At 62.1% G+C, this 13,502-nt stretch carries 8 protein-coding genes; 6 read left to right on the forward strand and 2 right to left on the reverse strand.

Going from position 1 to position 13,502, the window contains the following annotated elements:
- Positions 1–2: 2 nt before the first annotated feature.
- A complete protein-coding gene (locus V3W27_RS25560; RefSeq protein ID WP_330207833.1) occupies positions 3–1,394 on the forward strand; it encodes an efflux transporter outer membrane subunit in 1,392 nt (463 codons plus the stop codon).
- Between the two features lie 163 nt (positions 1,395–1,557).
- On the opposite strand, the gene pvdP is transcribed toward V3W27_RS25560, so the two are convergent.
- A complete protein-coding gene (gene pvdP / locus V3W27_RS25565; RefSeq protein ID WP_330207834.1) occupies positions 1,558–3,177 on the reverse strand; it encodes a pyoverdine maturation tyrosinase PvdP in 1,620 nt (539 codons plus the stop codon).
- A gap of 320 nt (positions 3,178–3,497) precedes the next feature.
- Here pvdP and pvdM point away from each other — a divergent pair, with 320 nt between their 5' ends.
- The 5 genes from pvdM to V3W27_RS25590 all read left to right on the forward strand — a co-directional run bounded on the left by pvdM (position 3,498) and on the right by V3W27_RS25590 (position 11,468).
- Positions 3,498–4,868, forward strand: coding sequence for a pyoverdine-tailoring dipeptidase-like protein PvdM (gene pvdM, locus V3W27_RS25570; protein ID WP_225138197.1), 1,371 nt, complete (start codon positions 3,498–3,500; stop codon positions 4,866–4,868).
- Complete coding sequence (pvdN, locus tag V3W27_RS25575; protein WP_115990294.1) at positions 4,865–6,145, forward strand: pyoverdine-tailoring periplasmic protein PvdN; 1,281 nt, start codon at positions 4,865–4,867, stop codon at positions 6,143–6,145. Before pvdM ends, pvdN begins: the two co-directional genes overlap by 4 nt.
- A gap of 38 nt (positions 6,146–6,183) precedes the next feature.
- Complete coding sequence (gene pvdO / locus V3W27_RS25580; protein WP_330207835.1) at positions 6,184–7,092, forward strand: dihydropyoverdine dehydrogenase; 909 nt, start codon at positions 6,184–6,186, stop codon at positions 7,090–7,092.
- A 147-nt stretch (positions 7,093–7,239) separates the two neighbouring features.
- Positions 7,240–8,889, forward strand: coding sequence for a cyclic peptide export ABC transporter (locus V3W27_RS25585; RefSeq protein ID WP_330207836.1), 1,650 nt, complete (start codon positions 7,240–7,242; stop codon positions 8,887–8,889).
- A gap of 116 nt (positions 8,890–9,005) precedes the next feature.
- On the forward strand, positions 9,006–11,468 hold the full coding sequence (locus V3W27_RS25590) for a TonB-dependent siderophore receptor (protein ID WP_247842478.1): 2,463 nt from the start codon (positions 9,006–9,008) through the stop codon (positions 11,466–11,468).
- Between the two features lie 1,007 nt (positions 11,469–12,475).
- On the opposite strand, the gene V3W27_RS25595 is transcribed toward V3W27_RS25590, so the two are convergent.
- Positions 12,476–13,435 (reverse strand): alpha/beta hydrolase, encoded by a 960-nt coding sequence (locus tag V3W27_RS25595; RefSeq protein ID WP_330207837.1) that lies wholly within the window; start codon positions 13,433–13,435, stop codon positions 12,476–12,478.
- Positions 13,436–13,502 lie beyond the last annotated feature (67 nt).

Genomic DNA, 13,502 nt, shown 5'->3' on the forward strand with positions numbered 1-13,502 from the left:
CTATGAAACCGCGCCTCAGCCTGTTGACCGTGTGCCTGATCCTCAGTGCCTGCGGCAGTCCCGTTCAACGCCCGGACAGTGGCGTGCAAACGCCAACTGCCTGGCAGTCGCCCCATGGCGCCAGCGTTGCCCGCAACAACCCGCAGTGGTGGACGCAATTTGGCAGCCCGGAACTGGATCGCCTGATCGAACAGGCTCGCGTCGGCAGTTTCGACCTCGCGGCCGCCGTTGCTCGAGTGCATCAGGCGCAGGCGGGCACCGTCATCGCTGGCGGCTCACAGTTGCCGGAGGTCAAGGCAGGACTGAATGCCAATCGGCAGAAACTGCTGCGCGGCAATGGCTACAGCCAACTCGATGCCAACAGCAGCAACAAGGCGGTGGACTATTTCGATACCAACCTGAGCGCCACCTACGAAATCGATTTCTGGGGCGGCAAGCGCGCGTCGCGCGACAGTGCCCAGTTCGCTCTGCAGGCCAGCGAATTCGACCGGGCGACGGTCGAACTGACATTGCTCAGCGGCGTTGCCAGCACGTATGCGCAAACCTTGTCGCTACGCGAGCAGAGCCGCATCGCCGAACTCAATCTGGCCAACGCGCAAAGCGTGCTGAAACTGGTGCAGACGCGGTTTGATTCAGGCTCAGCCACCGCGCTGGAACTGGCGCAACAGAAGAGCCTGGTCGCCGCCCAGCAATGGCAATTGCCGCGCGTGCAACAGCAAGCCCAGGACGCGCTGATCAGCCTCGCCGCCCTGCTTGGCCGACCGGTGCAGCAACTGTCGACGACAGAGTCCTTCGATCACCTGCAATGGCCAGACATCGCCGCTGGCGTGCCCAGCGAGTTGCTCACGCATCGTCCGGACATCGCACACGCCGAAGCCCAACTGGCCGCCGCCGAAGCTGACGTCAAAGTCGCTCGCGCAGCCATGTTGCCGGCACTGACCCTGACCGCCCAACTCGGCTCGGGCGCCAATCAGTTCGACGATTTGATCCGCAGCCCTTTCTACAACCTGACCGCCGGACTGGTCGCACCGATTTTCAATAACGGTCGCCTCGGCGCGGAACGCGACAAGGCCTCTGCGCGCCAGCAAGAGCTGCTGGAAACTTACCGTGGGGCAATCATCAACGGTTTCGCCGATGTGGAAAAAGCGCTCAATAGCATTCGCCGCCTGGATGAGCAGCGGTTGTGGCAGAACGAAGAACTGAATCAGGCGCAGACCGCATTCGACATCGCGCAGAGCCGTTACCAGGCTGGCGCTGAAGACTTGCTGACCGTGTTGGAAACCCAGCGCACGCTGTACGCGGCCCAGGATCAACATGCACAACTACGGCTGTCACGAGTGCAGGCGAGCATTGCGTTGTACAAGGCGTTGGGTGGGGGTTGGCAGGCCCGGTAATTGCAGCGTTTGACAGATTGCTTTCGCGAGCAAGCCCGCTCCCACATTTGAACGCGTTCCATCAGTAAGAATGCGTTCTCATGCAGGGGTCAGCCCGGACATTATTGTCTGACACATAACCCTGTGGGAGCGGGCTTGCTCGCGAAGAACGATAACGCAGCCCTCAAGTCGGGCTGGTTTTAGGCTTCAGATTGCGCGCATACCATGGCCGTTGCGGCACGCGGCGGAACAGGCCGGCGAGTTTTTCCTCGTCGGTGATGAAGGTGATGCGCAGCGCCAGCTTCATGGTTTCCGGATCCATCTCCACCGACTTGCCCATCTGCAAACCCGGCGTGGTGCTGCAGCCATGGGTGATCGGCCCGAGCCATGGGTCGTCGACTTCCACCCAACGCCCCGGGGCAAACCATGGCACGCCATTGACCTGCAGCCGCGTGACTTCGCCCGGATGGAACCGCTCGTGGGCGCGGAACCAGTCCTCGATGCGATCGTCGATCCAGCCATGGAAATGCCAGAACGTCGGGTTGACGTGGGAAGAAAACGGATCGCCGAGGAAATCGTTTTCGGCGTTGTACCAACGCGCCGCGAAGTCCGCCGGATCGCGGGCAAACGGCACCGGCTGACCGTTGGACGGATCGCGCGGCACAGAGGCCCAGCGCATATGCAGCCAGTCATGCAGACCCAACTCGACTTCGGAGCCGAACTGGCCGAGGGTGAGCCGGGCGAGGTACGCCGGATCGCGGTACTGCGATTCCCAGACCTGGAAGTTGCTTTCGTAGGTCTCGGCAGTCTTGATGTCGCTGACCCACTGACTGAATTCGTCATCACCCGCCGCCGTCCAGGTCGGTGGCAAGGCCGTGCCGTCGTGGTTGTCGAAATAGCGGGCGAAGCCAACGCGGTCGCGGATCAGCTCCGGCTGCGGCAGCGGGAAAAACTCCCAGGATGGCAATTCCTGCATCGAGCGCGCCGTCCCGAGCATGTGCCGGTGCATGAAGAAAAAGTCCACGCCCGAGCCATTGCGATCCTTGCGCGGACCACGGGCATCGCGCTCCTTGTCGCGCGGGCCGGGCTGCCAGCCGATGCCGCGCAAGGCCTCGCGTTTGTCCTCGGGCAGTTTGTGCCACTTGTCCCGGGTCGCATGCCACAACTGGTGAAACAGGCGATGCTCGGGGGAGATCAACCACGCCAGCAACATCGGGTTGAGCGGCGTGCGCTCGCGCGCTTCGGGGAACAGCCGCTTGACGGCGACGAAGCGATTGTCCTGCGCCGGCAAGGCCAGTGAGCGGTCCAGGCGCAAAGCCTTGCCGCTGAGGGTGCCACTGCCGGCATTACCGAAGTCGGCCCAGACCTCATCGAGGATCATCTCCAGCTCATAGCTGATCTGGCCATCAGCGCCGATCAGGCGCCAGCTCAGTTTCGCCGCATCGGCTTTCGCGAGGTCGCCCAGAATTCGATAGCGCGGTGTTTCAGCGGAACGCAGGCGCTCGGGCGTGTCGAGAAAACCGCACACGCCGCGTCCCTTCTGGCCGATGTCGAGAAACACTTGCAGGCCCTTGAGCGGCAAGCCTTCGAGGCCGGCATCGGCACCTTCGAAACGGATATCCCACACCCCGCGCAACGCATTCGCCAGGCGCTGCCCGGCCATGTCCGCGACATCGAAAGACGCTTCGCCCGGGGTGATCGTCGGGTCCGGCTTCGTCCATTCACGATGCCCGAAATACGCCGCAGGCACGGCAGCGCCGGTCAGCGCCAGACCCGCCATGAACCATCGTCGAGAAATCTTCATTGCCCTACCTGTGTCAGCCATGAAGCAGGCTTTATCCAAGCTAGAACGTTTGTTGCCCCGGCAAATTTAACGCGCCCGGCGATGATGACCCGTGGCGAGGGGATTCATCCCCGATGAGTTGCGAATCAACTCCCATCCGACGCTGGCGGCGACACCAGAAGGGACAGCGCTGGCAGGCTTTGCGAGCGCTTCGCACTCGATCGGGGATAAATCCCCTCGCCACAGCACCAGGCTTAAATTTTGTTGCCAACCACTCGTTCTTCCCAGATAGCGAAGGCCTCCGCGCCTGCAACTCGATGGCGAACCTGACTGAGATGGCAATGACAAAACCACGTTCGAAAAAGGCTCTATTCATCGGCCTGCCGTTGGCCCTGGCGATCAGCGCCGGCGCAGGCTTTGCCGTGTGGCATCACTGGTTCAAGGACGACCTCGGCTACCCGGCCAAAGTCATGAAGCAGGCCGATGAGCTGCACGAACGCATGCTCTCTTTCGACAGCCATGTCAGCCTGACGCAAAATTTCGGCACCGACGGCCACGAAGCCGACAAGGACGGCGACGGCCAGTTCGACCTCGCCAAGGCCAACCGCGGGCGCCTGTCCGGCGCCGCCCTGACCATCTTCGGCTGGCCGGAAATGTGGAACGGCCCGAACGCCCCGCACAAGCCAACACCCGGCTTCGTCGACGAGGCGCGCAACCAGCAGGAAATCCGCTTCAAGATCATCTCCGGGATGGTTCGCGACTACCCCAATCAGGTCGCCATCGCCTACACCCCGGACGATTTCCGGCGTTTGCACGGCGAAGGCAAATTCGCGATTTTCATCAGCATGCTCAACGCCTACCCGCTGGGCCACGACCTCAACCTGCTGGACCTGTGGACGGCGCGCGGCATGCGCATGTTCGGTTTCAGCTACATCGGCAACAACGACTGGGCGGATTCGTCGCGGCCGCTGCCATTCCTCAATGATTCGCCGGACGCCCTCGACGGTCTCTCGGATCTGGGCAAGCAAGCGGTCAAGCGCCTCAACGATCTGGGTGTGATCATCGACGTCTCGCAAATGTCGACCAAGGCCCTCGAGCAAGTCGCGCAACTGAGCCGCACACCTTTGGTGGCCTCGCATTCGGCGCCGCGTGCGATGGTCGATATCCCGCGCAACCTCAGCGACAAGGAAATGCAGCTGATCAAAAACAGCGGCGGCGTGGTGCAGATCGTCGCGTTCTCGCAGTACCTGCGTCCGCTCACCCAACAAACCCAGGACAAGCTCAACGAGATGCGCAAGGACTTCGACCTGCCGCCGCTGCCGAACCTGGCGATGGCGTTGATGCCCGGCGACCCGATCATTGCCGCGTGGTCCGAGCAGAAGTTCGGCCAGTACGCCAGTCGCCTGTACGGCATCCTCGAAGAAGAACCGAAAGCCAGCCTCAAGGATCTGGGTGACGCCATCGATTACGCGGTGCGCAAGATCGGCATCGACCATGTCGGCATCAGCTCCGACTTCAACGAAGGTGGCGGCGTCAAAGGCTTCGAGAACGTCGGCGACATTCGCAACGTCACCGCCGAGCTGATCTCACGCGGTTACTCCGAAGCGGACATCGCCAAGCTCTGGGGCGGCAACTTCCTGCGGGTCTGGGATCAGGTCGAGAAAGCCGCGAAACCGGCACTGGCCGCCGCGCCGGGAACTGCCAAGCCATGAGCAATCGTCGTGAGTTCTTGAAGCAGGCGGGGATTCTCGCCGCGGCTCTGCCACTGGGCGCGAGCCTGCCGAATGTCGCCGGTGCCGCGAACGCCGCGCCCGCGACCGGCAACAAGTGGGCGCAGTTGCAGCAGCTGTTCGATCAGGATCCGGCGTATCTGCACTTCTCCAACTTCCTGATCACCTCGCACCCCAAACCAGTGCGCGAGGCGATTGAGCGGCACCGCGTCGCCCTCGACAACAATCCCGGACTGGCCATGGATTGGGACCTCGGCGTGATCGAACAGCGCGAAGAGAACGTCCGCGTCTGGGCCGGACGCTACCTGCAAGCCGATGCCAAACAGATCGCTCTGACCGGCAGCACCACCGAAGGTCTGGCGATGATTTACGGCGGCGTGCACGTGCGCCCCGATCAGGAAATCCTCACCACTGAACACGAGCACTACGCGACCCACACCATCCTCGCCCTGCGTAGCGAACGCGACAACACCCGGGTGCGCAAGATTCGTCTGTTCAAGGATTCGTACAACGCCAGCAAAGCAGAAATCCTTGCTGCCATCGACGGCGCCATCCGCCCCGAAACCCGGGTGCTGGGCATGTGCTGGGTGCATTCGGGCAGCGGCATGAAACTGCCCATCGGTGAGATCGGCGCCATCGTCGACAAGCACAACCGCAGTCGCAGCGACGCTGACCGCATCGTTTACGTGGTCGACGGGGTGCATGGCTTCGGCGTGGACAACCTGAACTTCACGCAAATGAACTGCGACTTCTTCATCGCCGGCACCCACAAGTGGATGTTCGGCCCGCGCGGCACCGGCATCGTCTGCAGCCGCTTCGCCGAGGTCAGATACGTCACCCCGATCATTCCGACGTTCTCCGAAGCCACGGCGTTTTCCACCACCATGACGCCCGGCGGCTACCACTCGTTCGAGCACCGCTGGGCACTGGACGAAGCGTTCAAATTGCATCTTGAGCTGGGCAAGGCCGAGGTCGAGGCGCGCATTCACGCGCTCAACAGCTACCTGAAACAACGCCTGCAGCAACGGCCGCAGATCGAACTGGTGACGCCACTGAGCCCTGAGCTGTCCGCCGGTTTCACCTTCTTCCGGGTCAAGGGCAAGGACAGCGACAAGATCGCCGCGCACCTGATGGCCAACCGCGTGGTGGCCGATGCCGTGCACCGTGACGTCGGCCCGGTGATCCGTACCGCACCGGGGCTGCTCAACGACGAAGAGCAAATCGACCGCTTGCTGGCCGTGCTCGACCAGGCCCTGTGAATCCGGGCGATCCCTTTTTCCTTTTAGCGAGACTCGCAATGAACAGTGAACTGCGTCGATTTTCCTTGAGGGCGCTGCCGGCGCTGATGCTCACCGCCCTCGCCGCCGGCCTGCTGCCGGGTGCCGCGCAGGCCGCCACCCCTCCTGCGCCGGGCAAGGTGTTCAAGGACTGCAAGGACTGCCCGGAAATGGTCGTGCTGCCCACCGGCACGTTCACCATGGGCACCCCGGAGGATGAGGTCGGCCGCGAGCCGGACGAAGGACCGATGCACCCGGTGACGTTTGCCAAACCGCTGGCGATCAGCCGTTTCCAGATACTGCGCGGCGAGTGGGACGCCTACCTCAAGGACAGCGGCTACAAAATGCCCGACGGCGACACTCGTCCCGGTCGCGCCTGCAAGGCGGGGATCCCGGATTATCAGGGCAGCGACCCGCGCAAGCAGTACACCGACAAGCACCCGGCGGTGTGCATGGATTTCCCGGAGGTCGAAGCGTACGTGGCCTGGCTGTCGAAGAAGACCGGCCAGCAATACCGGCTGGTCAGCGAATCGCTGCGTGAATACGCCGCCCGCGCCGGCAGCACCGGGCCGTTCCCTTTCCCGTTTGACGAAGGCAAGGAATACAGCATCGCCAAACACGCCAACACCTATGGCGCCGCCGATGGCTACAACTTCACCGCGCCGGCCGGCAGCTTCCCGGCCAATGCCTTCGGCGTCTACGACATGCACGGCAATATTTATGAGTGGACCGCCGATTGCTACAACGAGAACTACGTCGGCGCGCCAAGCGATGGCAGTGCCTGGTTAAGCGGCAAGTGCGACGTGCGGCGCATCCGTGGCAACGACTGGGGCGAGGCCCCGGTGTTCTCGCGCTCGGGCAACCGCAACGCCACTTACACCGACACCCGTGGCGACTGGATCGGCTTCCGGGTCGCCCGCGATCTGTAACGCCATCGCCCGGCTAAATTAGCCGTCCTGCCAGTCGTTCTACAGGTGGGCGCGATCCTCCATGGCGCGCCCACCGCCCTCTACGTCATCCAGGTGAACCCCACGCGCAGTGCCGGTGTTCGCCGCTCCTTCAAGCAGGGAACCTCCATGAGCAAACCAACACGCGGGGTGATCAATGAATTGTTCGCCCTGCTCAAACCCTTTCGACTGATCGTCAGCGTGTCGATCCTGCTCGGCATGGTCGGTGGCCTGAGCGTCACCGCACTGCTGGCGACCATCAACAACGTGCTGCACGCCGAGGGCGCACTGACCAGCACGATGGTCGCGGTGTTTGCCGGCCTGTGCCTGCTGGCGCTGACCAGCTCGATCTTTTCCGACATCGGCACCAATTTCGTCGGCCAGCACATCATCGCCAAATTGCGCAAAGAGCTGGGCGAGAAAGTCCTCTCGGCGCCGATCGAGCAGATCGAGCGCTATCGCAGCCATCGGCTGATTCCGGTGCTGACCCACGACGTCGACACCATCAGCGACTTCGCCTTCGCCTTTGCGCCGCTGGCGATTTCCCTGACCGTGACCCTCGGTTGCATGGGCTACCTGGCGATGTTGTCGTGGCCGATGTTCTTGATGATGGCCGTGGCGATTCTGATCGGCACGGTCATTCAGTACATCGCGCGCGGGCGCGGCATGCAGGGTTTCCTCAAGGCCCGTGACTACGAAGACGAGTTGCAGAAGCACTACCACGCGGTCGCCGAGGGCGCCAAGGAACTGCGCATCCACCGCCCGCGCCGGCATCGCATGTTCGTCTCGGGCATCGAAGGCACGGCCGATAAGATCTGCGACACGCAGGTGCGCTCGGTGAACATTTTCGTGGTCGCCAAGACCTTGGGTTCGATGCTGTTCTTCGTGGTGATCGGTCTGGCGCTGGGCCTGCAATCGCTGTGGCCGAGCGCCGACAAAGCGGTGATGAGCGGCTTCGTGCTGGTGCTGCTGTACATGAAAGGGCCGCTGGAACACATCATTGGCACCTTGCCGATCGTCAGTCGCGCGCAGATTGCGTTCCGCCGGATCGCCGATCTGTCCGAGCAATTCTCCTCGCCCGAGCCGCACCTGCTGCTCAGTGATCAGGGCCATCAAAAGACCCCGGTGCACAGCCTGGAACTGACCGATGTCTCGTACAGTTTCCCGACGGTAGAAGGCGCCAAGCCGTTCCGGCTGGGGCCGGTGAACCTGAAAATCGAACAGGGCGACATCATTTTCATCGTCGGCGAAAATGGCTGCGGCAAGACCACCCTGATCAAGTTGCTGCTGGGCCTGTACGCGCCGCAGCAAGGCGAAATCCACCTCAATCAGCAGCTCGTCGACGCCAGCAACCGCGACGATTACCGCCAGTTGTTCACCACGATTTTCGCCGACTATTACCTGTTCGACGACGTGGTCCAGGGCGATACGCATATCCCGGAAGACGCCAACCAATACCTGGAGCGCCTGGAAATTGCGCACAAGGTCAGCGTGCGTGACGGCTCGTTCACCACCACCGACCTGTCCACCGGCCAGCGCAAGCGTCTGGCCCTGATCAATGCCTGGCTGGAAGAGCGTCCGGTGCTGGTGTTCGACGAGTGGGCCGCCGATCAGGACCCGACCTTCCGGCGGATTTTCTATACCGAGCTGCTGCCGGACCTGAAGCGTCTGGGCAAGACCATCATCGTCATTTCCCACGACGATCGTTACTTCGATGTCGCCGACCAACTGGTGCGCATGAGCGCCGGCAAAGTGGTCACTGAGCTGCAACCCGCCTGACTGTGAAAATTTTGTAAAAAAATGGCGTTGAGCTTTCCGGTTTTCGGAAGGCTCAACGTCTTACTAACAGTTAATAGAAATAGTTCTCAGTCAACACTTTGAAGAGTAGAAGAACAATGCCCGCACCGCACGGACTCCACCCGCTCGCCAAGGCCCTGCTGATCCGCCGCTCCTTCCGTTGCACCTTGCCCGCGTTCTGCGCCATGGCCCTGACTGTGCCGATGATCGGCCAGGCCCAGGCCGCCGCCGTGGCGATCAATATTCCTGCACAGTCGCTGGGGAGCGCGTTGCAGGAATTCGGTCGCCAGACCAACCTCCAAGTGCTTTACAGCCCGGATGAAGTCAGCGGCCTGCGCAGCAGCGCCGTCAGTGGCAACCTGGAACCGACCGCCGCCATCGCGCAACTGCTGCAAGGCACCAACATCGCCTACAGCGTCGAGGGCAACAACGTCGCCTTGCGTTCGCGCAGCACCGGCGGTGCCAGCCTCGATCTGGCCCCGACCAGCATTTCCGCCACCGCCGAATCGGCCTGGGGCCCGGTCGACGGGATCGTCGCCAAGCGCAGCGCCACCGGTTCGAAGACTGATTCGTCGCTCAAGGAAATCCCGCAGACCATCAACGTCGTCACTCAAGACGAAATCAAGATGCGCGGCTCGAAGACCGTCACCGAGGCCCTGCAATACACGCCGGGCATGACCGGCGGCGGTTTCTCGGACCGGGTGAAAATCTTCGACGAACCGACGTCCCGTGGCTTCTCCCCTACTCCGCTGTACCTCGACGGCCTGCACATGCCTTACGGCGGCGGCAGCACCGGCGGTTCGCTGCAGATCGACCCGTACACCCTGGAGCGCGTCGAAGTGCTCAAGGGTCCGGCCTCGGTGCTGTACGGCCAGAACCAGCCGGGCGGTATCGTCAACATGGTCAGCAAGCGTCCGACCGCGACCCCGCTGCACGAAGTGAAGCTCGGTGGCGGCAGCTATGACCGCAAGTACGGTGCCTTCGACCTCGGCGGCCCGATCGACGATCAAGGCGAATTCCTCTATCGCCTGACCGGTGTGGTCAACGACAGCGGCTCGGCCATCGACTACGCCAGCCAGAACCGCATGCTGCTGGCGCCGAGCCTGACCTGGCTGCCCAACGACCAGACCACCATCACCGTGTTCGGTCAGTACCAGAAAGACCACGACGTACCGGAAGCCCAGGGCCTGCCCGCCAACGGCACCGTACATCGCAGCCAGGCCGGGCGCATCAGCCGCAGCCTGTTCCTCGGCGAGCCGGACGTGAACAAGTACCACCGCGAGCAGTTCGTCGTCGGTTACGAGATCGCTCACGAACTCAACGACGTCTGGACTCTGAAGCAAAACGCGCGTTACGCCGACATCAACGACCAGTACGTGGCGCCGCTGCACGGTTATGCGTTCCCGACCAACCCGGTCACCGGCCTCAACGACGGCAGCTACCAGAGCCGTTATGCGGTGGACTGGTCGCAGCACAACAAGGTCTACGGCATCGATAACATCGCCCAGGCCAAGTTCCACACCGCCGACGTCGAGCACACCGTGCTGCTGGGCGTGGATTACTACCACTACAATTCGAAATTCCTCGGCTTGTATGACCGCACCGCTCCAGGTCTGGACCTGTACAACCCGGTGTATGGCAGCCAGATCAATTTCCGTCAGCCGTACAAATGGGACAACACCATCACCCAGACCGGCCTGTACGCTCAGGATCAACTGCGCTGGAACCAGTGGTTCCTGACCCTCGGCGGTCGGTATGACTTCGCCGAAACCGACAACAAGCAACCGCTGAGCGGCGGCCACAGCAACCAGAAGGACGAGAAGTTCACTGGTCGTGCCGGCCTCGGCTACGAGTTCGACAACGGCATCACGCCGTACGTCAGCTACGCCGAATCGTTCCTGCCGCAAACCGGTACCGACATGAGCGGCGGCGCCTTCGAACCGACCACCGGCAAGCAGTACGAAGTCGGCGTCAAGTATGAGCCGAAGTCGATCGACGGCTTCATCCAGCTGTCGGCGTACCAGATCGACCAGGACAATATGCTCACCACCGACCTCAACAACCCGGGCTTCAGCACCCAGAGCGGCTCCGTGCGTTCGCGCGGTATCGAGCTGGAAGGCAAGGTCAACGTCACCCGCAACCTGCGCGTGCTGGCTGCGGTGTCGCGTAACCAGACCAAATGGGAGAAAGACAACGACGGTCGCGAAGGTCGCACCCTGGCCATGCGTCCACCGCTGACCGCCTCCGCGTGGGTCAACTACGACTTCGACATCTCTACCGCCCTCGCCGGTTTCGGCATGGGCCTGGGCGCCCGTTACGTGCGCAGCAGCTACGGTTCGGATTACGAGTCGGACTCGTTCCAGATTCCGTCCTACACGGTGTATGACGCCATGGTCTCTTACGACCTGGAGAAATCGCCGCTGCATGTCAAAGGCGTGAAGCTGCAAGCCAACCTGCAAAACCTCACTGACGAGAAATACGTGGCCGCGTGCAACGGTACCCTCGACTGCTATTACGGCGAAGGCCGGACCATGACTGCTGACGTGACCTATAACTGGTAATACGTTTAGCGATCACTGAAACGCCGGCATTTGCTGGCGTTTTTTTTGGGGGGCTGATTGGGGCTTGGCGGCCTTTGGGCCGACCAGGCTCTTGGGGTTTTGGGTGAATATCCGTTGCTTCGGGTGCTGCCGCTGGCGGTTTCGCTCTTACAGCGAGTCACCTTTTCCAGACGCCGAAAAGGTAACCCAAAAGGCTTTGCCCCGGCGTACGGCACTTCGCTTAGGCTCAGTGTTCCCTCGCTACGGCGTCCATCCGGGGGCATCGCCTCCGGTTTGCTTCGCTGCACCTCCTCTCGATGTATGCGGCTTCGCCGCATGGCGCTGCGCGCCTAACCCCCGGATGGACACCTACGCTCGGCCTGCCGAAGGGGCAAAAGATCAAAAGCCACATCAAGAGCCAAAGCCAAAGCCAAAGCCAAAGCCAAAGCCAAAGCCAAAGCCAAAGCCAAAGCCAAAGCAGATCAAAAGATCGCAGCCTTCGGCAGCTCCTGCGTGGGAATGGGTGTTTTCAGTTGGAGTTTGGTCGACTGGCAGGCCGCCTTCGCGAGCAAGCCCGCTCCCACAGTTGGAATGGGTGTGTTCAGTTGTAAATGGGTCGGCTGTCAGGCCGCCTTCACCAGCAGGCTGGCTCCTACAATTTAGAGAGCGTGCACCCCTTGCGGCGAAGCCGCCCCACTCAACACAATGAGCGTTAGCTCGAGTACCGCTTTTGATCTGAGGGCCCGTCGGCAGGCTGAGTGGAGGGATTTATCCGGGGGTGGGAGCGCAGCGACCGTTTGGCGCAGCCAAACACAGCGAGAGGAGGTGCAGCGAAGCAAACCGTAGGCGCTGCCCCCCGGATGAATCCCGGAGCGAAGGAACCCGAGCCTAGGCGAGGGCCGAACGTCAGGGTAAAGCCTTTTTGGTTACTTTTGGGGCGTTTGCCAAAAGTGACCCGCCGTAAGGGCGGAACCCTAGGTGGCCGTTACCGCAGCAACGGATATTCACCCCCCCACCCTCCCACCCCGTCAAGCCAAAGCAAACACCTCTACCAAGCGCCCAGCAATCAACCCCAGCGCCTCTTCAGCCTCATCAACAATCGCCCCCATCCGCATAAAGTCATGGGTCATGCCCGAGTACACCTGCAAATCCACAACAACCCCCGCCGCCTGCAAATGCCGGGCATAAGCCACCCCCTCATCGTGCAACGGATCACACTCGGCCAACACCATCAGCACCGGCGCGACATCGGCCGGAACTTCGCCGAGCAACGGCGAGAAGCGCGGATCAAGACGATCGCTGGCATCACGCTGATAGTACGCGTAGAACCACTGCAGCGAAGCCTTCTCCAGCAGATAACCTTCGGCAAAACGCTCGATCGAAGGCGTAGTGCGACTGGCATCGGTAACCGGATAAATCAGCACCTGCAAACGCGGCTGCACAGCAGCATCCGTCAGTTGCGCAGCCAGCACCGTGGCCAGGCTGCCACCGACGCTGTCGCCGGCAATCGCCAGCCGCGCCGCATCGATGCCCAGATCAGCAGCACTCGCCACCAGCCAGTCCCAGGCATCGCGGACGTCGTCGGCCGCTGTCGGGAAACGATGTTCCGGCGCCAGTCGATACGCCACCGACAGCACCACACAATCGGCTAGCGCGGCCAACGCACGGCACAACGAATCATGCGAGTCGAGGCTGCCGACCACATAGCCGCCGCCATGGAAATACAACAGTGCCGGACGACCGGCACCCGCCTGCAACGGATGATTGCTGTAGATCCGTGCGTTCAACAGTGCACCGTCACGCACCGGCAATTGCAGCTCATCCACCACGGCCAGTTCTTCACCGCCGGCGTCCATCAGCAACGATGACTGATCGAATTGTTCACGGGCCTCGCTCGGGGTCAGCTCGTGCATGCCGACGCGTTTGCCACTGGCCCGGCCGTTGCCGACCAATTGCAGAAATGCGGCGATATCAGGATTCAATGACATTCAAATCTCCAAAGCGATCGGGCGCCAGCAGCGCCCGATCGGTTTTGCTTGGGTTTCACAGCAGGTT

This window comes from Pseudomonas sp. AM14(2022) (assembly GCF_036346455.1).
In the GTDB taxonomy this organism is placed as follows: domain Bacteria; phylum Pseudomonadota; class Gammaproteobacteria; order Pseudomonadales; family Pseudomonadaceae; genus Aquipseudomonas; species Aquipseudomonas putida_A.

Bases quoted from the DNA above. Each gene is read 5' to 3' on its own strand.
- V3W27_RS25560 (WP_330207833.1), top strand. From the start codon at position 3: ATGAAACCGCGCCTCAGCCTGTTGACCGTGTGCCTGATCCTCAGTGCC.
- pvdP (WP_330207834.1), bottom strand. From the start codon at position 3,177: ATGAAGATTTCTCGACGATGGTTCATGGCGGGTCTGGCGCTGACCGGC.
- pvdM (WP_225138197.1), top strand. From the start codon at position 3,498: ATGACAAAACCACGTTCGAAAAAGGCTCTATTCATCGGCCTGCCGTTG.
- pvdN (WP_115990294.1), top strand. From the start codon at position 4,865: ATGAGCAATCGTCGTGAGTTCTTGAAGCAGGCGGGGATTCTCGCCGCG.
- pvdO (WP_330207835.1), top strand. From the start codon at position 6,184: ATGAACAGTGAACTGCGTCGATTTTCCTTGAGGGCGCTGCCGGCGCTG.
- V3W27_RS25585 (WP_330207836.1), top strand. From the start codon at position 7,240: ATGAGCAAACCAACACGCGGGGTGATCAATGAATTGTTCGCCCTGCTC.
- V3W27_RS25590 (WP_247842478.1), top strand. From the start codon at position 9,006: ATGCCCGCACCGCACGGACTCCACCCGCTCGCCAAGGCCCTGCTGATC.
- V3W27_RS25595 (WP_330207837.1), bottom strand. From the start codon at position 13,435: ATGTCATTGAATCCTGATATCGCCGCATTTCTGCAATTGGTCGGCAAC.